This window comes from Brevibacterium atlanticum (genome assembly GCF_011617245.1).
Classification (GTDB): Bacteria; Actinomycetota; Actinomycetes; order Actinomycetales; family Brevibacteriaceae; genus Brevibacterium; species Brevibacterium atlanticum.
This window is the reverse complement of record NZ_CP050152.1, coordinates 2,212,855-2,231,060: the sequence shown is the minus strand read 5'-3', so window position 1 is coordinate 2,231,060 and position 18,206 is coordinate 2,212,855. Positions and strand designations below refer to the sequence as shown.

Genomic DNA, 18,206 nt, shown 5'->3' with positions numbered 1-18,206 from the left:
ATGTCCACTCTCAAGATCGAAGACCTGCACGTCGGTGTCAACACCGACAACGGCCTCAAGCCGATCCTCAACGGCATCAACCTCGAGATCAACTCGAACGAGACCCACGCCATCATGGGCCCCAACGGCTCGGGCAAGTCGACGCTTGCCTATGCGCTGGCCGGACACCCGAAGTACGAAGTGACCTCCGGCTCCGTCACCCTCGACGGTGAGGACGTCCTCGACATGTCCGTCGACGAGCGCGCGAAGGCCGGGCTGTTCCTGGCTATGCAGTACCCCGTCGAGGTGCCCGGCGTGACCGTGACGAACTTCCTCCGGTCGGCCAAGACCGCCATCGACGGTGAGGCTCCGAAGCTGCGCAACTGGACCAAGGACCTCAAGCAGGCCATGGAGAACCTGCGCGTGGATCCCGCTTTCGCGACGCGCAACGTCAACGAAGGCTTCTCCGGCGGTGAGAAGAAGCGCCACGAGATCCTCCAGCTCGAGATGCTCAAGCCGAAGTTCGCCGTCCTCGACGAAACCGACTCCGGCCTCGACGTCGACGCCCTGCGGATCGTCTCCGAAGGCGTCAACCGCGTCAAGGAGTCCACCGATGTCGGCGTCCTGCTCATCACCCACTACACGCGCATCCTCAACTACATCAAGCCCGATCACGTCCACGTGATCATCAAGGGCAAGGTGGCCGAGGAAGGCGGACCGGAGCTGGCCGATCGCCTCGAGAACGAAGGCTACGACCGCTTCTTCACCGCCGGCGTCTGATGTTCGCACGTCTGCGGGGCGACTTCCCGATCCTCGATGTCAGGATCGGGGAGTTGCCGCTGTCGGATCTCGACTCCGGGGCGACCTCGCAGAAGCCCCAGTGCGTCATCGACACCTTCACCGAATACTTCCAGCAGCGCAATTCCGCGGTGCACCGGGGTGCGCATTCGCTGGCCGTCGAGGCCACTGACGCGTTCGAGAACGGTCGCATCGCCGTCGCCGGGCTCGTGGGCGGTGCTCCTGAACAGGTGTGCTGGACGAAGAACGCCACCGAGGCGCTCAACGTCGTGGCTCTGGGCATCGACCGCGCCAGCCACGGTTTCGGGGGAGAGGCCGCACAGCGCTTCGCCCTCGGACCCGAGGATTCGATCGTCATCACCGAGATGGAGCATCACGCGAACCTCGTACCCTGGCAGCAGCTGGCCGCCTCGACGGGTGCGCAGCTGCGCTGGCTGCCGGTGACCGACTCCGGTGAACTCGACCTGACCGACCTCGAGTCGATCGTCGATGAGACGACGAAGGTGCTCGCGTTCACCCACGTATCGAACGTGCTCGGCACCATCAATCCTGTCGACACACTCGTGGCTCGGGCCAGGGAGGTGGGGGCGTACGTCGTCCTCGACGCCTGCCAGTCGGTTCCGCACATGCCCGTGGATTTCGTCGACCTCGACGTCGATTTCGCGGCGTTCTCCGCGCACAAGGCGCTCGGACCCACCGGTCTGGGTGTGCTGTGGGGGAAGTCCGAGCTGCTCGACGCTCTGCCGCCCGTGCTCACGGGCGGATCGATGATCACCACGGTGACCATGGACGAGACCGAGTTCATGCCCGCCCCGCAGCGGTTCGAAGCCGGCACCCAGCCGGTCGCCGAGGTCGCAGCGTTCGCGACCGCGATCGGCTACCTCGCCGAGGTGGGGCTCGAGGAGATCTTCGCCCATGAGCGCGAGCTCGGCCGGCTCCTCCTCGACGGCATCGCCGAGATCCCCGGCATCCGCGTGCTCGGATCCGCACCCGAACGCATCGGGACCGTGGCCTTCGACGTCGACGGCGTCCACGCTCATGACGTCGGACAGTTCCTCGACTCCCAGGGTGTGGCCGTTCGGGTCGGCCACCACTGCGCCCAACCGCTGCACCGACGCTTCGGCGTCACCGCCTCGACGCGGGCGAGCACATACCTGTACAACAACGCCGAAGACATCGAACGGTTCCTGTCCGCGCTGGCCGAGGTGCGTCCCTTCTTCGGGGTCGCGCAGGAAGGGGAGTGAGCCGATGAGCACACAGATGCAGCAGCTCTACCAACAGGTCATCCTCGACCAGTCCCGTTCCCGGATCGGCAATTCCGCGCTGTTGGGCGAAAAGGCCGCCGGTCCCCACGGGTACTCCCATCAGGTCAATCCGACCTGCGGGGACGAGATCGAGCTCGAGACCGAGCTGACCGACGACGGCCGTGTGAACGTGCGTTGGAGCGGAGACGGCTGTTCGATCTCGATGGCCTCGGCCTCGGTGCTGTCCGAGCTGGCCGGTGAGAACAGCGTCGCGGACATGCTGGTCATCGAATCGGCGTTCCACGAACTCATGCACTCTCGTGGGACAATGGAGGCGGATGAGAGCGTGCTCGGGGACGCGGCAGCGTTCTCGGGCGTCTCGAAGTTCCCAGCCAGGATCAAATGCGCTCTGCTGTCCTGGATGGCCTTCAAGGACGCACTCAACCAAGCACAAGCAGCTCGTGAGGAGAAACACCATGCCTGAAGTCATTGACGCTCCGCAGAATGCCAGCGTCGACGAAGTGCGCGAAGCGATGATGGACGTCGTCGATCCCGAGCTCGGTGTCAACATCGTCGACCTCGGCCTCGTCTACGGACTCTCGGTCGAAGACGACGGCACCGCCGTCATCGAGATGACCCTGACCTCGGCGGCCTGCCCGCTGACGGATGTCATCGAGGACCAGACCGCACAGTGCCTCGAAGGAATCGTGCCGGCCTACCGGATCAACTGGGTCTGGATGCCGCCATGGGGTCCCGAGAAGATCACCGAGGACGGTCGCGAACAGATGCGGGCCCTGGGCTTCAATATCTGAGTCCGACCTTTCCGTCCGACTGAACGTCCCCGTTGGGACGTCACCGACCGCATCGCCGAGGTGGGGCCACCCTGAGAGGTGGCCCCACCTCGGCGCTTGTCGTCGCAGTGCGCTGACGGGACCACGGTCATACAGATCACCGCCCCTGAATGCGGGCTGACGGCTCCGACGTGAAAGAATGGAAGCCGACTTTCCAAGGAGAACAATTGACGATCATCGCTGCCGCAGACGGGTCGGCCCTCGGCAACCCCGGACCGGCCGGGTGGGCCTGGTACGTCGACGACGACTGCTGGCACGCCGGAGGATGGAAGAACGCGACGAACAACCGCGGCGAACTCATGGCCGTACTCGATCTCCTCGATTCCACGGCAGACGCCGATGAGGACCTCAAGATCTTCTGCGACTCGCAGTACGTCATCAACGCGCTGACCAAATGGATGCCCGGCTGGAAGCGCAAAGGCTGGAAGAAGGCCGACGGCAAAGAGGTCCTCAATCGGGACCTGCTCGAACTCCTCGACTCTGCGCTCAAAGGCCGCGAGGTCGAATTCGAATGGGTCAAAGGGCACAACAACCACGCGATGAACGAGGCCGCCGACGATCGTGCCAGGGCAGCAGCCACGGCCTATCAGAAGGGCACGGAGGTCCCCGAGGGCCCCGGTTACGTCCCCGCGGGGACGCCGTCGTCAAGCACAGCCCCCGTGACGGATACGACGCCCGCAGCGGACCCTTCGTCGGCCCCGGACTCAGAGGCCGCCTCGGCGGGGAAGTCGGCTGAGTCCACGACCGTCGTGTCCTGCCGAGTGCCCGCCGCCGTCGCCGACGAACTCGTCGCCCGGGCACAGGCCCGCGACATCCACCCCCAGGAATTTCTGGCCGAACTCATCGGCCGCAGTTTGGAGAACGAATGATTCAGGCCTCAGGCCTCGAGGTCACCGTCGGTGCCCGCACGCTCATGTCCGATGTCTCGTTCCGCGTCGACAAAGGCGACCGGGTCGGCCTCGTCGGCCGCAACGGTGCCGGCAAGACCACCCTGACCAAGGTGATCATGGGAGGACACCCCGCCGCGAGCGGGGATGTCTCGATCTCAGGAACCGTGGGCTACCTTCCGCAGGACCCGCGCAGCGGCGACCTGCAGGCCACCGGCCTCGAACGGATCCTCTCGGCGCGCGAGCTCGACGTACTCGTCAAGCGACTGCGCAAGGCCGAGCGGCAGATGGCCTCCCCGGATGAGAAGATCGCGACGAAGGCGATCGATCGGTACCCGCGCATCGAGGCCGAGTTCATCGCCGCCGGCGGGTATGCGGCCGAATCCGAGGCCTTCGCCATCGCGGCGAACCTCGGCCTCGACGAGGACCTCATCAGCCAGGAGATCGGCACGCTCTCCGGAGGTCAGCGTCGACGCGTCGAACTCGCCAGGATCCTCTTCTCCGCCCCCGACACGATGATCCTCGACGAGCCGACGAACCACCTCGACGCCGAATCCGTACTGTGGCTGCGTGACTACCTCAAGGCGTATTCGGGCGGCCTCATCGTCATCAGCCACGACCTCGATCTCATCGACGAAGTCGTCAACAAGGTGTTCTTCCTCGACGCCACCCGCCAGACCATCGACATCTATTCGATGGGCTACCGCCTCTACCTCAAGCAGCGCGAGGACGATGAGCGTCGCCGCCGCCGCGAACGTGCGAACGCGGAGAAGAAGGCCTCGGCGCTCACCGCGCAGGCGAACAAGATGATGGCGAAGGCGACGAAGACCGTGGCTGCCCAGCAGATGGCCAAACGCGCCGAACGTCTGCTCGCCGGACTCGACGACGAACGCGCCACCGAGAAGGTCGCGAACCTCCGCTTCCCGGCACCGGCCGACTGCGGTCGAGTGCCGCTGACTGCCGAGGGACTCTCGCGCAGCTTCGGCTCCACCGAGGTCTTCACCGGCGTCGACCTCGCGATCGACAAAGGCTCACGCGTCGTCATCCTCGGCTACAACGGTGCGGGCAAGACGACGCTGCTGCGCCTGCTCGCCGGTCTCGACGAACCCGATTCGGGCCAGGTCGTTCCCGGACACGGACTCAAGCTCGGCTACTACGCGCAGGAGCACGAGACGCTCGACCTCGAGCGCAGCGTGCTGGAGAACATGAGTCGGAACTCACCGCACCTCGATGACACAGCCGTGCGCAACGTCCTCGGTTCGTTCCTCTTCTCCGGTGACGACGTGCACAAACCCGCCCGTGTCCTCTCCGGCGGTGAGAAGACGCGACTGGCCCTGGCCACGCTCGTCGTCTCGAGTGCGAACGTCCTCCTCCTCGACGAGCCGACGAACAACCTCGACCCGGCTTCGCGCGAGGAGATCCTCTCGGCCATTCGCCGCTACGAGGGCGCGATCATCCTCGTCACCCACGATGAGGGAGCAGTCTCGGCGCTCGATCCCGATCGCGTGCTGCTTCTGCCCGACGGCGACGAGGACCTGTGGAACGACACCTACCTCGACCTCGTCAGCCTCGCCTGAAGCGCTCCTCCAGCATCGCGTCCTCCTCGGCTTCGGCCTGACCGTGGACCGTGGGGGAGGCGAAGCGGTTGTGTCCGTAGCGGCTGCCCGACTCTCCGATCTTCGCTCCCGCGTCGAGGGCGGACTTGTCGATGACGACGAGTTCGTTGTCGTCGCTGCCGCGTTCGGCAGCCTCGGCGGCGGCCTTGCGCTCCCGGCGTGCCGAGATCGCGACGGCGATGATGATCATGATCCCGAACGCGAACCACTGGAGCATATACGACAGGTGATTGCCGGGATCGAGGTCGGGCATCGGCAGCGGGGTCAGCCCGGGTTCGGCCTCATCGCTGCCCGTTGATGACGCTTCGGCGTAGACATGGGCGTAGGAGTCGTCCATCCCGGGGATGCGGGCCGGATCGATGGCCTTGATCATTCCCGGGGGATTGTCGTCATCGGACCCGTCCTGGGCCGGCTGCAGATGAGCGACGACGGTCTGTCGGCCCTTGCGCGCTGCGGGTACGGATTCCTGTTCGGTGGTGAAGCCTCTGACCACGGCGATCGTCGGTCCCTGGGCGATGTGGAAGGGGGTGACGACGTAGAAGCCGGGCTGGTCGTCGACGGTGCGGTTGCGGGCGAGGACAGTGTCCCCGTCCGCGTACTCACCGGTCATCCGGACCTGGGTCCATTGCTCCGTCGTCGCCAGGGTCGAGTCCGTATTCGGCAGCACCGAGTCCACGGCGACGGGATCGGCGGAGTAGTTCGCGGTGATCGTGGCGATCTCCTGCTCACGCTGTTCACGACGGTCCTTCTGCCACAGGGCGAGGAAGACGCAGGCGATGACGACGATGATCGCCATGGCGATGTACTTGAGCCAGCGTGCGGTGAAGAGGAAGGAATAGCGGCTCAACCTGCGTCCTCCGGAATGTCATCGATGGATACGTCAGTGAGATAGAAGTCACGAAGCGTGAGGAACTCGCGCAGGTGGTCGAGATGGTCGTCGCAGGCCAACCAGGTCTTCTTGCGCTCGGGAGTGTGCAGGCGCGGGTTGTTCCACAGAATCGCCCGGGTCGCTGAGGCTCGGCAGTCCTTGGCCGAGCACTGCAGCTCCTCGCTCATCTCTGCTCTCCTTCGTCCGCTTCATCCTCGACCGTCTGACCTTCGACCGTCTGAGGCCGGGCGGTCGTATCCTCGCCCGTCTCATCGGCAACAGTCTCACCCCTGACAGTCTCATCGTCGACCGTCATCCCAGCGATGGTCTCGCCGGAGTCGGTGACGGTGCCGTCCTCGGAGATCGTCTCGCCCCGGGCCGGCGGCAGCTCGGCCTGCGGAGCCTGGTCGATCAGAGCGGTGGCGTCGTCGCGGGACCGCTCCCGACCGGCATTGGCGAAGATCACGGCCGGGTACGGCAACACCACCGCGCCGGCCACACAGATCCACATGATCACGTGCTGGTCGGCGACGAAAGCGAAATAGGCTGCCACGAAGCAGGCCGTCCTGATGCCCATGGTGATCGAATACCTGATGATCCGAGATCTCATGTCATCATCAAGGGCGGTGTCTGCCGTGGTGATCTGTTGCGAGTGCCTGACCATATCCTTCTTCGATCGATGACTGCCAAACATGATACTCGTCCTTTGTCAGAGACATATCCACGGACCGGGGGACAGGATAGGTTGGTCCACGATAGATTTGCCTACATAGTCGACCAACAGGAGTCATCCGTGTCCGAACCACGCACAGTCCTCGTCACCGGCGGCAACCGCGGCATCGGCCGCACCATCGCCGAGGAGTTCATTGCCAATGGTGACAAGGTGGCCGTCACCTCCCGCAACGGAGACGCCCCCGACGGGGCGCTGGCCGTGTCTGCCGATGTCACCGATTCCGCATCCATCGATGCCGCCTTCGACGAGGTCGAAGAGAAGCTCGGCCCCGTCGAGGTGGTCGTCGCCAATGCCGGCATCACCCGGGACAACCTGCTCATGCGGATGAGCGACGACGACTTCGAAGCGGTCGTCGACACGAACCTCACCGGTGTCTTCCGCACCGTCAAGCGCGGAATAACGAACATGATCCGGGGGAAGAAGGGCCGCATCGTGCTCATCTCCTCGGTCTCCGGTCTCTACGGAGTCCCCGGCCAGGCGAACTACTCCTCGGCCAAGGCCGGTCTCGTCGGCCTCGCCCGCTCGATCACCCGCGAACTCGGCTCCCGCGGCATCACGGCCAACGTCGTCGCCCCGGGCTTCATCCGCACCGATATGACCGACGAACTCAGCGAGAAGCAGCAGAAGGAGTACGTGGCGACGATTCCGGCCAAGCGCTTCGCCGAACCGGCCGAAGTCGCCAAGGTCGTCCGCTGGGTGGCGTCCGATGAGGCCGCCTACATCTCCGGTGCCGTCATCCCCGTCGACGGCGGCCTCGGCATGGGGCACTGAGCCTCGACCCTCCTGCCTGCCGCATCCGATGCGGCCTCGCCGGAGCTCAGCCCGTAGACTTCACAGCAGAGATGCCGCGTGAAGCGGCGTCAACCACACGACCAGCAGACCCTTGTAGAAAGGACCACCATGGGAATTCTTGACGGAAAACGCATTCTCGTCACCGGCGTGCTCACGGAGGCATCGATCGCCTTCGCCGCCGCCCGCATCGCACAGGAACAGGGTGCCGAAGTCATCCTCTCCAGCTTCGGTCGGCAGATGAAGATCACCCAGGTCATCGCCGAACGCCTGCCCCAGGCCCCGAACGTCATCGAACTCGACGCCACGAACGAAGAGGATCTCGCGGCTCTGCCCGAGCGCCTCGGCGGCAACATCGACGGCATCGTCCACGCTATCGCCTTCGCGCCGAAGGACGCCCTCGGCGGAGTCTTCCTCGACACCCCGTGGGAGTCGGTCTCCGGCGCCATCCACGTCTCCGCATACTCGCTCAAGGCCATCGCCGTGGCCGCCAAGCCCGTGCTCAACAAGGGCGCCGGCATCGTCGGACTCACGTTCGACGCGACGATCTCCTGGCCGGTCTACGACTGGATGGGCGTGGCCAAGGCCGCCTTCGAGTCCACCGCCCGCTACCTCGCGAAGTACGTCGGCGAAGACGGCGTGCGCGTCAACCTCGTCTCGGCCGGTCCGCTCAAGACCACCGCGGCGACCTCGATTCCCGGCTTCGAGACCCTCGAGGACATGTGGGGCGACCGTGCACCGCTGGGCTGGGACCAGAAAGACACCACTCCTGCCGGCAAGGCGATCGTCGCCCTGCTCTCGGACTGGTTCCCCGCCACCACCGGCGAGATGGTCCACGTCGACGGCGGCTTCCACTCCACCGGCGCCTGAGACTCGACGGGAGAGGCTCGACACATGCCCGTGCTCATCCTCGCCCGCCACGCCAAGGCGGAGCCCGACGGCCCGACCGACTTCGAACGGTCTCTCAGTGCCAAGGGCCTGGCCCAGGCCGTCGAAGCCGGAGCCGAGATCGCCGAACGGTGGTCACCCGATGTGGCCATCGCCTCGGCCGCCCGTCGGACCGTGCAGACCGGTCAGGCCGTCGTCGAAGCGGTGAACCGGGCCGTCGGCGGCAGCGTCGAGAGACCGGGCAGCCTCGAGCTGCGGGAGGATCCGTCACTCTACGCCTGCGAGGTCGAGGACTGGCTCGATGCCATCAACTCGATCCCTGCGGACAGCGAGTGCGCCTATATCGTCGGCCACCAACCGACCGTCGCCGAGGTGATCGGACACCTCAACCCCGAACGTGGAGTTCCGGACGGGTTCCGTCCCTCCTCGATCGCGGTCTTCGACCTCGAGAGCTGGGACGTGGAGCCGGGGTCGTACCCGGCGCCGCAGATCCGCGTCTTCCACGGCGTGTGAGCCGCCGAACCTGAACTGAGGCCCTCCGAAGAATTCGGAGGGCCTCAGTCCATGTCAGAGTTCGTGTGTGTCAGGAAGATCGACTGTCAAGGCGCCGCTGTGCTGCGAGCCTCGATGATCGTGAGCACCTCACGCAGGTCTCGCGTCGTCACGGACGCATCGGCAGCCTCGACGAGGGCCGGCTTCGCACAGAACGCCACCCCGAGACCGGCTGCGCGGATCATGCCGATGTCATTGGCCCCATCGCCGATCGCCACCGAAGCCGCTCGCTCACAGCCTCCTGCCGAGAGCAGGTCCTCGAAGATCTCGGCCTTCGCACTCGGGTCGATGACTCTCCCGCTCGTGCGTCCGGTGAGAAGGCCGTCGACGACCCCGAGCCCATTGGCGAAGACATCGGTGATGCCGAGCTCTGCGGCCACCGGGGCGATGATCGCGGTGAATCCTCCGGACACCAGGGCCACCTGACCGCCGGCCGAGTGCACGGCGGCTACGAGGTCGGCAGCACCGGGGGTGAGGGTGATCTGCTCTCGCACCTCATCGAGCACGGTCTCCGGCAGACCCTCGAGCAGTGCCACACGTTCGGCCAAGGATGCAGAGAAGTCGAGTTCGCCGGCCATGGCGCGTTCGGTGATGTCGGCGACCTCATCACCGACACCCGCGTGGGCGGCGAGGAGGTCGATGACCTCCTCGTTGATGAACGTCGAATCGACGTCCATGACGAGCAGCTGGACGGATGGGGCGCTGCGCGCGCTCTGCTGGGTTTCACTCACCCGTTCATCGTAGCCACTGCCATGATGTAGTTCGCCGCGGCCGGGTGCAGCTGAGACAGCAGCGTTCCGAACTCCGGTGGAGAGACCGTGGCCGGGGCGAGGACCGAGCGCATCCGGTGGTGGATGTCCAGGGCCGCGTAGATCGCCCTCGAATCGGCCTCGGTGGGAATGAGGCGGGAGATCGGATGCGTCGTCGACAGCTCCTCCTGCCAGTCCCTCCACGGGCCCTGCCGCCAGTCCTCGGGAACGTCGAGGGTCTCAACGAGGGTGAGCCCCTCCATCACGAGCAGACGCAGGCGGCGCAGCGCCTCGGCGGAGGTGCCGACGGTGACGGGGCGGAAGAGCGTGGGACGGCACGCGATGATCTCGACGTTCGCCTCGGCGCCGATGAGCGCCACCGCAGCCTGCTCGGAACCGCGGTGGAGGACGACGGGGGCGCTGTGCCGCCCGACCTTCGTCCGGGCCTCCTTCTCGACCGGGGGAGTCGTATGCGGCAGGGACGGATGGTGCAGGGCCAAGCGCGCATGCGTGATCCCCGCCGCGGCGGCTACGGCTGCGAAGAGCAGCAGTCCGCTCGGAACGGAGGTGTCGAAGACCTCATCGGCGACGATGAGAGGAACATCACGATCATCGTCGAGGAAGGCGGCGCTGACCTCGTCAGGGGGCAGGGTCGAGCGCAGACGATGATTGATCGCCAGGGTCAGCAGGAGTGAGTCGGTCGTGAGGTCCATGTCGAACCAGAATAGACGGCGCGCCTGCGATAGAGTCTGAGGATATGAGTGATGTCCTGAATTTGGATTCCGTGTCCGTGCGCCGGGGGAAGAACTTCCTCCTCGAGAACTTCTCGCTGACCGTCGCCGAGGGCGAACATTGGGCCGTACTCGGGCCCAACGGTGCGGGCAAGACGACGCTGCTCGAACTCGCGGCCGGACGCATGCACCCGACGACGGGTTCTGTGAGCATTCTCGAGGAGCAGCTCGGGCGTGTCGACGTCTTCGAACTGCGACCGCGCATCGGCTATGCCTCGACGGTGCTGGCCAATCGGATCCCCAGCTCCGAGGCGGTGCTCGACACCGTGCTCACCGCAGCATACGGCGTCACCGGACGGTGGGTCGAAGAGTACGAACAGGCCGATATCGACCGGGCCCGCGATCTGCTCGCCGCCTTCAACATCACCCATCTGGCCGATCGCACCTTCGGCACCCTGTCCGAGGGCGAGCGCAAACGCGTCCAGATCGCCCGGGCGCTCATGACCGACCCTGAGCTGCTGCTCCTCGACGAACCGGCCTCCGGCCTCGACCTCGGCGGTCGTGAGGAGCTGCTCGGGGCGCTCACGGAGATCCTGTCGTCGAAGTGGGCGCCGTCGACGATCATGGTCACTCATCATGTCGAGGAGATCCCGGCCGGGGTCACGCATGTCCTGCTCCTCGCCGACGGCACCGACCTGGCTGCCGGACCCATCGAGGAGACGCTCACGGCGGACAACCTCGCCGCGACCTTCGGCATCGACATCAAGCTCACCCGCGACGGTCAGCGCTACCACGCACACTCGACTCTCTGAGCATGGAGCTGTGGCAGAGCATCGGTCTCGAACCGTGGCAGATCGGACTGATCGTTCTCGCCGGCATCGCTGCAGGCGGCATCAATGCGGTCGTCGGTTCCGGCACCCTCATCACCTTCCCTGCACTCGTGGCCTTCGGGGTCCCGCCCGTCGTGTCGACGATGAGCAACGCGGTGGGCCTCATCCCCGGCAACATCGCTTCGTCGTTCGGCTACCGTGAGGAGCTGCGCGGGCAGTGGAGGCGGATCCTCGGCTTCGTGCCGGCATCCCTGCTGGGATCGCTGACCGGGGCGTATCTGCTCCTGCATCTGCCCGAGGACGCGTTCGAGACGATCGTGCCCGTCCTCCTCGTCGTCGCCCTGATCATGGTCGTAGGCCAGCCCTATCTCTCCCGCTACCTGAAGAACCGGTCCCTGCGTCGGGCGCAGGAAGCCGGAGTCGAGCACACGGCCGCCGAGGCGGGGGATGCGCTGTCGACCGGCCGTTACCTGGCCGTCCTCCTCGTCGTCTTCCTCACCGCCATCTACGGCGGGTACTTCGCCGCCGCCCAGGGCATCATCCTCATCGCCCTCCTCGGACTGCTGCTGCCCGATGATCTGCAGCGGCTCAACGGGCTGAAGAACGTTCTCGTCCTCGTCGTCAACACGGTCTCTGCGAGCACGTACATCATCGTCGGCCACGACCGGATCAACTGGATCGCCGTCATCTGCATCGCGATCGGCTCGCTCATCGGCGGGTACTTCGGGGCGCGGATCGGCCGACGGTTCTCACCGGTGCTGCTGCGCACGGTCATCGTCATCCTTGGACTCGTCGCGATCTGGCGAATCGTCACGTTGTGATCAGAACTGTGAGCGGAGGAGTGCTGTGAACACGCCGGCCAAGGCACCGCTGACCCCGAAGCAGGTCATCGATCGAGCGAGCGAACTCGGGATCGCCGCAGAACGGCTGCGGTTCTTCGACGAGGCGGATCTCGCCGACGGCGGCCTGGACGATATGCACGACTACACGCAGCTGACCGATGTCGCGCTGCGCAGTGTCCGTGAACCGGCTGAGGGCCTGTTCATCGCCGAATCGTCGAAGATCATCCGCCGCGCCCACGCCACAGGCATGGTGCCCAGGTCCTATCTGACGAGTCCGAAATGGCTGTTCGACCTCGCCGACATCATCGCGAGCAACGACGTCCCGATCTTCATCGGCACTGACGCCGCCGTCGAAGCGCTCACCGGCTTCCACCTCCACCGAGGTGCCCTGGCCGCGATGGCCCGACCGGTGCTTCCCGATCCTGCTGATTTGGTCGCCGATGCCACGCGCATCGTCATCATCGAGGACATCGTCGACCACACGAATGTTGGTGCTCTAATTCGTTCTGCCGCAGCGATGGGCGTCGATGCGGTCCTCGTGACCCCTCGTTGCGCGGACCCCTTGTACCGGCGAGCCATCCGAGTGTCGATGGGTACGGTCTTCCAGGTCCCGTGGGCAAGGATCGATCCTTGGCCAGAGAGCATCGGTGCCCTCCAGGATGCAGGGTTCGTCGTTGCAGGCATGACGCTGGGGGAGGGGGCGATCACTTTGGACGAACTGGTCGCTGAAGACCATGAGAAGCTCGCTCTCGTCTTCGGGTCCGAAGGCCATGGATTGACTCAGGCGACCGAGCAGCGGCTCGGCAGAAAGGTGACGATCCCGATGATGGGCGGAGTGGATTCGTTGAACGTCGCTGCTGCGGCGGCGGTGGCGTTCTACGCGACGAGGTGAACGTCAATTCAACGTCATGGCTGGCCCGACATAGCCTCCGAGCCCGCTGCTAAAGGTCCATGGCGGAGCCGCCTTCATCGGCTCACGACAGCGAGTGTGTCATGCGCAAGTGAAGCCTTGCAGTTCCGCCGCACATTGTTTGCTGGCCATGACTAGTTGAATTTCCGACGCATTTCCCTAGCCGCTGTCAGCCAGTTGGTTACTCACGGCAAATGAGCACAACAGATCTGAAAAGTCCGCGCCCGCGCGAAGAAGCGCCTCGGAGCGGGCGGCAATACTCGTCAGACGGTCCCGCAGGGCCTCACGAGCGTTCGAGGTGCCGTCGATCGTGCGCAGGGACGCCATGACAGCTTTGACTGCAGGGATCCGGTATCCGCCTGCACGGAGAGCGGCGACGATCCGGGCGTCGTTCACGGCTCCGGGCGGGTAGCGCCTGGCGGAGAGATGCTCGGCTCGATCGGGAGTGAACAGACCCTCCTGTTCCCAGAAGCGGAGGGTGGAGGAGCGCACGCCGAGCGCAGTGGAGAGCTGGGTGATGCTCATCGTGTCGCCTGGTGCCGGTGGAGCATCTTGGGCAGTCTCCTCGACGATGCTGTCGAGAGCGTGGAGCGCGACGATCGTGTCGCTTCGGGAGCGTGCGAGGTCGACGTGAAGTGCGACGATGCGGGCGACGGCTTTGTCGTAGGGCACATGGCGAATCTCGCGCATCGTCGCGCGGGCGATCACGGGGCCGACTGCGATCGCCAGCTGGCGATATGCCCGCAGCGCGGTCACGTGCACGCTGGTGAACTGCCGGTATCCGTTGGGCTGGCGGGCTGCGGGCGGGATCACCTCGAGGCGTTCGAGGTCTCGGATCTGCTGCACGGAGTAGCCCGAGACAGCGGCGAGACGGCTCGTCGTGTACTGCTGAGAGCCGACTGCATCGTCGTTGGTCATGGCAAGAACCCTCCATAAGCACTTTAAGTTCATACTTGAAGCATGTCTATGGAACAGATCCTCTCAGAAGTCCGCACCTACGATGGTCTCCTCGAGCTCGCGCCCACTCGGGGGAGCCAGCATCCTGAGATCTCCTGGGGCGACTACTTCTTCTACTACGCCCCGGATGGGCAGGTGCCGCGCAATCGTCAGCCGTACGCGACGATCGTGACGAAGGACTACCCGGGCGACGCCGAGTCTCGCCTCGATGCGGCTGATCGCTGGCGACTGAACATCCATGTCGGTGCACAGGCCTTTGCCGAACTCCTCGGGTCTCCGCCCGAAGAGATCGACGAATCGGAGGTGGACTACAGCGTCACCGACACGTTCCTACCTCACCCGCTCTACGGCGCATCTGGGTGGGTCTGCATCGTGAACCCCGGGAACGAGACCCTCGAACGAGCTTTAGCAGCGGTGTACTCCGCGCATCTTGCTGACCGGCGTCGGGTTGAGCGAAGACAGGGCAGGGGCGAAGACTTGCCGTCCGAGTGAGCCGTTCGCGAGCCTGAGCCCGCTCCGTGACTACAACGTCATGACCCGCAACAACTAGTTGTATGAGGGTTGAACGTTAGTGACGCTGGTCCGGAGTCGTGATGCTGGCGGCCGTCCACCGGCTCCGCTGTGCGGTCGATGGTAGTTGTAGTGGATGTTCCAGACAGCGATCGCAGTGGAGCGGGCATCTTCGCTGCTGAACTCTCGGGCGTAGAGCAGTTCCTCGGCCAGGATTCGCTGGTAGCGCTCGACCTTTCCGTTGTGTCGTGGGGTGTACGGTTTGGTCTTCTGATGTCGCGTGTGCGAGCCAACGATCCGTTCGAAATCACCAGAGCGGTAGCAGGCCCCGTTGTCGGTGACGACGCGGTGGATGTGGGTGATGCCGTGGGCTGCGAACCAGACCTTGGCTCGGGCGAGGAACGCCGCTGCGGTGGCTCCCTTCTCGTCGGTCAGGGGCTCGGTGTACGAAAGCCGGGAGAATCCGTCGACAGCCGAATGCAGGTAGGTGTAGCCGCGCTTCGCGCCGGCTGACTTCGCTCGACCGGCGGTCTTGGCCTGATCGCTGTCGCGGCCATGGATGCGCCAGCCGCCGCCGTCGGGGATTCGGCCGACCTTCTTCACGTCCAGGTGCACCATGTGGCCGGGCCAGCGTGCATTGATCTTCCCGGGCTTGCGGTTGTTCTCTCCGCCGGGGTCGATGAATCTCCGTCTGCCGAGACCGAGTCGGGTCAGGTGCCGGGTGACGGTGCGGCGGTTGATCGAGAAGCCGAGCTCGACGAGTTCGTAGGTGATTCGATGGGCCGACCACTTATGTTCACGCCGCCAGGTCTCGATGTGCTCGATGACCCAGGCTGGCGTCGCGACGGGGCTTCGGCGTGGCGTCGACGATCGATCGAGCAGCCCGGCAACACCGTGGCTTCGCCACCGGTTGACCCACTTTGAGGCGCATGCCCGAGAGATGCCCATTTCGGCCGACACGTGGGCGATCGGCCGGGTCTTGCATCGCTCAACGAGCCGACGGCGGCCTTCGATACTCAATGGTGCGTTGGCGTGAGTCACGACGCTCTCCCTGTTGTCTTGGCGGGCTGGGGGTCGTTGCGCTGGGCGGGGATTGCGGCCGCAGTGGCGATCACGGCGAGGAGCGCTACTGACATGAAGACGAAGGCGGCTCTGTCGGTGCCGGCGATAGCGGCGGCGGCGGTCGCGGCTGCGAGGCCGATCGCGCCGCCGAACTGCTTCGCAGTGTTCATCAGTCCAGAGGCTGCGCCAGCATGTTCGGGACGAACACCTGTGGTGACGAGCGTGGCGAGCGGTGTGTTCATCAGACCGCCGCCGATCCCGATAGTGACGGTGGGGACCAGGACGGCGACAGCGAAGGACCCGCCGTCGAAGATTGTCAGCCAGAGCAGTCCGGGAACGGCGATGACGACACCTGCCACGATCAGCACCCGGGGCGAGCGTCGTTTCATCAGGCGCGGCGTGAACCAGAGGTTCACGACCAGCATGCTGGCGGTGAGCGGGAGGAACGCCAGACCGGCCTGGATCGGCGAATAGCCAAACTGGGTCTGCATCCGGTAAGTCAGGAAGTACCACAGGCCGACTTGGAAGCATGCCCCGGTCAGCGCGGTCGCGATATTGCCGAGGACGATCAGCCGGTCTCGTGCGAGATCGCTCGGCACGAGCTTGTGAGACGTGCGGCGCTGCTGCAGGACGAGCAGGACGAACAACGCGACCGCGAGCGAACCCACTACGGCTAGAAGGCCACCCGAGGCCCCCTCACCTGTGACGGACAGCGCGTATATGGCGCACGTGAACGCGGCTGTTGCCAGCCCTGCGCCGATGAAGTCGATGCGCCCCGCGCCGCACTGGTCAGTGGTCCGTCGGTGGAGAACGAGTGCCGCGATGACGACACCGACTCCGATGGGAAGGTTGATCAACAAGGTGGCTCGCCAGGAGATCAGGTCGGTGAGCAACCCGCTGGCGATGTTGCCAAACCCGCCCCCAGCCAGGCTCACCGCAGTCCAGACAGCGATGGCTCGTGTTCGTTCCGGGCCTTCGGCGTGGGTGGTCGTCAGCAAGGTGAACGTCGCCGGAGACGCTGCAGCGGCAGAGACGCCCTGTGCGGCACGGGCGGCGATGAGCACCCAGCCTTCCGTCGCGAGACCTCCGATGAGGCTCGCCAGGGTGAATGCCGCCACGCTCCAGGCGAGCAGCCTCGCGGTGCCCACGACATCGGCCAACCTCGCGCCGACCAAGAGCAATCCAGCGAAGCCAAGACTGTAGGCCAACGCCACCCACGACGCGGCAACCCCGGTGAGTCCGAGGTCGGCCTGGATCGAAGGCAGCGCGACATTCACCACCGAGACATCCAGCACCACGATCAGCTGAGCCAGACAGGACGTCCACAGCCCGAGCCGTTGCAACCAGGTAGACATGCCCCTCCTTGATACGCTCGTATCGCGTGGTACGAACGTATCATCGATGGAGATGGAGATGGAAGGAGTCTTGGATGGCGGAGTCCACGCGCAGAACCGAGATCATGGAGGCCGTCGAGCGCCTCCTGGCCCGCGGCGGGCTCAACGCCGTCACCATGAGAGCCGTCGCCGCCGAAGCAGACGTGTCCCTCCGACTCGTCCAGTACTACGGCAGCACTAAGGATGAGCTCCTCGGTGTCGTGCTCGACCGCCTTGCCGACAAGAGCGTGGAAAGATGGCAGGCCCGTGCTCGACGGCAGGGATACGAGTCGCCGCTCGAGGTCATCAAAGCCTTCTTCGACGAGGCGCTACCAACCGATCGGGCGAGCCAAGATTTCCACCGCGTCGGCGTCTCTATGGAGGGTTTGGCGATCACCGACCCCGACATGGCAGGGCAGGCCTATCAGAGACATCTGAGCGGGCTTGGAGACCACCTTTCCGGCGTCCTGAAGTCCAGTGGCCTTAGCGCTACAGCCGCACGGTTCTTGGCCCTGGAAGTGATGGCATTGGCCCACGGAGTCGGGACACTGGTCATGACAGGACAACTTTCCGAGGCAGACGCCCAGGCGCTGATCAAGAACTACCTCGAACGACTCGGACCACAACTATCCCCATGACCGCGCGGACGTGCCTGTGCGACTGTCAAGAACGTCCTGCCCCGCAACAACTAGTGCCCAGGTGTCATTGATCGACTACCTCGAGGCCAAGATGACGGGGCTCGCGCGGGAACGCGCTGAGTTCTGTGGCTGGCAGGCAACGCAGAGCCAGAATGGGCGGACGAGCCGACTCGCTCTCGTGGGCATTTGCTGAAGTGGGCGATCGCCGATCTGCGGGTTCCGCTGACGCTCAGGTTCCAGACGTCTGACTTGCTCGTTTGCATCCATAGACGTGGACGACTTATGAGGCACTCGTGAGTGATTCGTCACGCGATGACCGCACAGCTACTGACTCCTTTCCTATTTTTGCAGCAAGTAACTTATAACATAAACATGCTGATCCCACCCGGTCCATGTCCT

At 65.0% G+C, this 18,206-nt stretch carries 22 protein-coding genes; 14 read left to right on the top strand and 8 right to left on the bottom strand.

Annotation, left to right across the window (positions count from 1 at the left end; all coding sequences use genetic code 11):
- From sufC to GUY23_RS10015, 6 genes are all read left to right on the top strand, one after another.
- On the top strand, positions 1-759 hold the full coding sequence (gene sufC / locus GUY23_RS10040; protein ID WP_166971952.1) for a Fe-S cluster assembly ATPase SufC: 759 nt from the start codon (positions 1-3) through the stop codon (positions 757-759).
- The gene (locus tag GUY23_RS10035) at positions 759-2,021 is read left to right on the top strand and encodes a SufS family cysteine desulfurase (protein WP_166971950.1); all 1,263 of its coding nucleotides are present in this window, start codon (positions 759-761) and stop codon (positions 2,019-2,021) included. Before sufC ends, GUY23_RS10035 begins: the two co-directional genes overlap by 1 nt.
- A 4-nt stretch (positions 2,022-2,025) precedes the next feature.
- Positions 2,026-2,505: a Fe-S cluster assembly sulfur transfer protein SufU gene (gene sufU, locus GUY23_RS10030; protein WP_208085317.1), complete on the top strand. Its 480-nt coding sequence runs from the start codon at positions 2,026-2,028 to the stop codon at positions 2,503-2,505.
- Positions 2,498-2,833 (top strand): metal-sulfur cluster assembly factor, encoded by a 336-nt coding sequence (locus tag GUY23_RS10025; protein WP_166971948.1) that lies wholly within the window; start codon positions 2,498-2,500, stop codon positions 2,831-2,833. The genes sufU and GUY23_RS10025 overlap by 8 nt, the downstream gene beginning before the upstream one ends.
- A gap of 206 nt (positions 2,834-3,039) precedes the next feature.
- On the top strand, positions 3,040-3,741 hold the full coding sequence (locus GUY23_RS18940; RefSeq protein WP_166971946.1) for a ribonuclease H family protein: 702 nt from the start codon (positions 3,040-3,042) through the stop codon (positions 3,739-3,741).
- The gene (locus GUY23_RS10015; RefSeq protein ID WP_166971944.1) at positions 3,738-5,336 is read left to right on the top strand and encodes an ABC-F family ATP-binding cassette domain-containing protein; all 1,599 of its coding nucleotides are present in this window, start codon (positions 3,738-3,740) and stop codon (positions 5,334-5,336) included. The genes GUY23_RS18940 and GUY23_RS10015 overlap by 4 nt, the downstream gene beginning before the upstream one ends.
- Here GUY23_RS10015 and GUY23_RS10010 read toward each other — a convergent pair.
- The 3 genes from GUY23_RS10010 to GUY23_RS10000 are packed head-to-tail and all read right to left on the bottom strand — an operon-like array spanning position 5,323 to position 6,853.
- A complete protein-coding gene (locus GUY23_RS10010) occupies positions 5,323-6,222 on the bottom strand; it encodes an SURF1 family cytochrome oxidase biogenesis protein (RefSeq protein ID WP_166971942.1) in 900 nt (299 codons plus the stop codon). The genes GUY23_RS10015 and GUY23_RS10010 overlap by 14 nt on opposite strands.
- Positions 6,219-6,431 carry a hypothetical protein gene (locus tag GUY23_RS10005; protein ID WP_166971940.1) on the bottom strand — a complete coding sequence of 71 codons (213 nt, stop codon included), beginning with the start codon at positions 6,429-6,431 and terminating at the stop codon, positions 6,219-6,221. The genes GUY23_RS10010 and GUY23_RS10005 overlap by 4 nt, the downstream gene beginning before the upstream one ends.
- On the bottom strand, positions 6,428-6,853 hold the full coding sequence (locus tag GUY23_RS10000; protein WP_407647357.1) for a DUF3099 domain-containing protein: 426 nt from the start codon (positions 6,851-6,853) through the stop codon (positions 6,428-6,430). Before GUY23_RS10000 ends, GUY23_RS10005 begins: the two co-directional genes overlap by 4 nt.
- A 183-nt stretch (positions 6,854-7,036) precedes the next feature.
- On the opposite strand from GUY23_RS10000, the gene GUY23_RS09995 reads away from it, so the two are divergent.
- From GUY23_RS09995 to GUY23_RS09985, 3 genes are all read left to right on the top strand, one after another.
- Positions 7,037-7,747, top strand: a complete 711-nt coding sequence (locus tag GUY23_RS09995; protein WP_166971938.1) for a beta-ketoacyl-ACP reductase — start codon at positions 7,037-7,039, stop codon at positions 7,745-7,747.
- A gap of 129 nt (positions 7,748-7,876) precedes the next feature.
- Entirely contained in the window at positions 7,877-8,635 is a 759-nt protein-coding gene (fabI, locus tag GUY23_RS09990; protein ID WP_166971936.1) for an enoyl-ACP reductase FabI, read from the top strand.
- Positions 8,636-8,659: 24 nt separating this feature from the next.
- Positions 8,660-9,166 carry a SixA phosphatase family protein gene (locus tag GUY23_RS09985; RefSeq protein ID WP_166971933.1) on the top strand — a complete coding sequence of 169 codons (507 nt, stop codon included), beginning with the start codon at positions 8,660-8,662 and terminating at the stop codon, positions 9,164-9,166.
- Positions 9,167-9,252: 86 nt separating this feature from the next.
- Here the strand turns inward: GUY23_RS09985 and serB are convergent, their stop codons facing one another.
- Together serB and GUY23_RS09975 are read right to left on the bottom strand one after the other, a co-directional pair.
- On the bottom strand, positions 9,253-9,936 hold the full coding sequence (serB, locus tag GUY23_RS09980) for a phosphoserine phosphatase SerB (protein WP_228282196.1): 684 nt from the start codon (positions 9,934-9,936) through the stop codon (positions 9,253-9,255).
- On the bottom strand, positions 9,933-10,667 hold the full coding sequence (locus GUY23_RS09975) for a hypothetical protein (protein ID WP_166971931.1): 735 nt from the start codon (positions 10,665-10,667) through the stop codon (positions 9,933-9,935). Before GUY23_RS09975 ends, serB begins: the two co-directional genes overlap by 4 nt.
- A 44-nt stretch (positions 10,668-10,711) precedes the next feature.
- Between GUY23_RS09975 and GUY23_RS09970 the strand changes: the two genes are divergently transcribed.
- Genes GUY23_RS09970 through GUY23_RS09960 form a run of 3 tightly spaced genes read left to right on the top strand, consistent with a single transcriptional unit; the run spans position 10,712 to position 13,249 of the window.
- Complete coding sequence (locus tag GUY23_RS09970; RefSeq protein WP_166971929.1) at positions 10,712-11,497, top strand: ABC transporter ATP-binding protein; 786 nt, start codon at positions 10,712-10,714, stop codon at positions 11,495-11,497.
- Positions 11,498-11,499: 2 nt separating this feature from the next.
- Positions 11,500-12,336 carry a sulfite exporter TauE/SafE family protein gene (locus GUY23_RS09965; RefSeq protein ID WP_166971926.1) on the top strand — a complete coding sequence of 279 codons (837 nt, stop codon included), beginning with the start codon at positions 11,500-11,502 and terminating at the stop codon, positions 12,334-12,336.
- A 25-nt stretch (positions 12,337-12,361) separates the two neighbouring features.
- Entirely contained in the window at positions 12,362-13,249 is an 888-nt protein-coding gene (locus GUY23_RS09960) for a TrmH family RNA methyltransferase (RefSeq protein WP_166971924.1), read from the top strand.
- A 177-nt stretch (positions 13,250-13,426) separates the two neighbouring features.
- On the opposite strand, the gene GUY23_RS09955 is transcribed toward GUY23_RS09960, so the two are convergent.
- Positions 13,427-14,185 carry a MerR family transcriptional regulator gene (locus tag GUY23_RS09955; protein WP_166971922.1) on the bottom strand — a complete coding sequence of 253 codons (759 nt, stop codon included), beginning with the start codon at positions 14,183-14,185 and terminating at the stop codon, positions 13,427-13,429.
- Between the two features lie 42 nt (positions 14,186-14,227).
- Between GUY23_RS09955 and GUY23_RS09950 the strand changes: the two genes are divergently transcribed.
- Positions 14,228-14,716, top strand: coding sequence for a DUF6194 family protein (locus GUY23_RS09950; protein WP_166971919.1), 489 nt, complete (start codon positions 14,228-14,230; stop codon positions 14,714-14,716).
- A gap of 54 nt (positions 14,717-14,770) precedes the next feature.
- On the opposite strand, the gene GUY23_RS09945 is transcribed toward GUY23_RS09950, so the two are convergent.
- Together GUY23_RS09945 and GUY23_RS09940 are read right to left on the bottom strand one after the other, a co-directional pair.
- Positions 14,771-15,775 carry an IS481 family transposase gene (locus tag GUY23_RS09945; RefSeq protein ID WP_166971917.1) on the bottom strand — a complete coding sequence of 335 codons (1,005 nt, stop codon included), beginning with the start codon at positions 15,773-15,775 and terminating at the stop codon, positions 14,771-14,773.
- Complete coding sequence (locus GUY23_RS09940) at positions 15,772-17,151, bottom strand: MFS transporter (RefSeq protein ID WP_166971915.1); 1,380 nt, start codon at positions 17,149-17,151, stop codon at positions 15,772-15,774. Before GUY23_RS09940 ends, GUY23_RS09945 begins: the two co-directional genes overlap by 4 nt.
- Before the next feature lie 74 nt (positions 17,152-17,225).
- Between GUY23_RS09940 and GUY23_RS09935 the strand changes: the two genes are divergently transcribed.
- Entirely contained in the window at positions 17,226-17,807 is a 582-nt protein-coding gene (locus GUY23_RS09935) for a TetR/AcrR family transcriptional regulator (protein WP_166971913.1), read from the top strand.
- Positions 17,808-18,206 lie beyond the last annotated feature (399 nt).

Bases quoted from the DNA above. Each gene is read 5' to 3' on its own strand.
- sufC (WP_166971952.1), top strand. From the start codon at position 1: ATGTCCACTCTCAAGATCGAAGACCTGCACGTCGGTGTCAACACCGAC.
- GUY23_RS10035 (WP_166971950.1), top strand. From the start codon at position 759: ATGTTCGCACGTCTGCGGGGCGACTTCCCGATCCTCGATGTCAGGATC.
- sufU (WP_208085317.1), top strand. From the start codon at position 2,026: ATGAGCACACAGATGCAGCAGCTCTACCAACAGGTCATCCTCGACCAG.
- GUY23_RS10025 (WP_166971948.1), top strand. From the start codon at position 2,498: ATGCCTGAAGTCATTGACGCTCCGCAGAATGCCAGCGTCGACGAAGTG.
- GUY23_RS10015 (WP_166971944.1), top strand. From the start codon at position 3,738: ATGATTCAGGCCTCAGGCCTCGAGGTCACCGTCGGTGCCCGCACGCTC.
- GUY23_RS10005 (WP_166971940.1), bottom strand. From the start codon at position 6,431: ATGAGCGAGGAGCTGCAGTGCTCGGCCAAGGACTGCCGAGCCTCAGCG.
- GUY23_RS10000 (WP_407647357.1), bottom strand. From the start codon at position 6,853: ATGAGATCTCGGATCATCAGGTATTCGATCACCATGGGCATCAGGACG.
- fabI (WP_166971936.1), top strand. From the start codon at position 7,877: ATGGGAATTCTTGACGGAAAACGCATTCTCGTCACCGGCGTGCTCACG.
- GUY23_RS09985 (WP_166971933.1), top strand. From the start codon at position 8,660: ATGCCCGTGCTCATCCTCGCCCGCCACGCCAAGGCGGAGCCCGACGGC.
- GUY23_RS09975 (WP_166971931.1), bottom strand. From the start codon at position 10,667: ATGGACCTCACGACCGACTCACTCCTGCTGACCCTGGCGATCAATCAT.
- GUY23_RS09970 (WP_166971929.1), top strand. From the start codon at position 10,712: ATGAGTGATGTCCTGAATTTGGATTCCGTGTCCGTGCGCCGGGGGAAG.
- GUY23_RS09965 (WP_166971926.1), top strand. From the start codon at position 11,500: ATGGAGCTGTGGCAGAGCATCGGTCTCGAACCGTGGCAGATCGGACTG.
- GUY23_RS09955 (WP_166971922.1), bottom strand. From the start codon at position 14,185: ATGACCAACGACGATGCAGTCGGCTCTCAGCAGTACACGACGAGCCGT.
- GUY23_RS09950 (WP_166971919.1), top strand. From the start codon at position 14,228: ATGTCTATGGAACAGATCCTCTCAGAAGTCCGCACCTACGATGGTCTC.
- GUY23_RS09940 (WP_166971915.1), bottom strand. From the start codon at position 17,151: ATGTCTACCTGGTTGCAACGGCTCGGGCTGTGGACGTCCTGTCTGGCT.
- GUY23_RS09935 (WP_166971913.1), top strand. From the start codon at position 17,226: ATGGCGGAGTCCACGCGCAGAACCGAGATCATGGAGGCCGTCGAGCGC.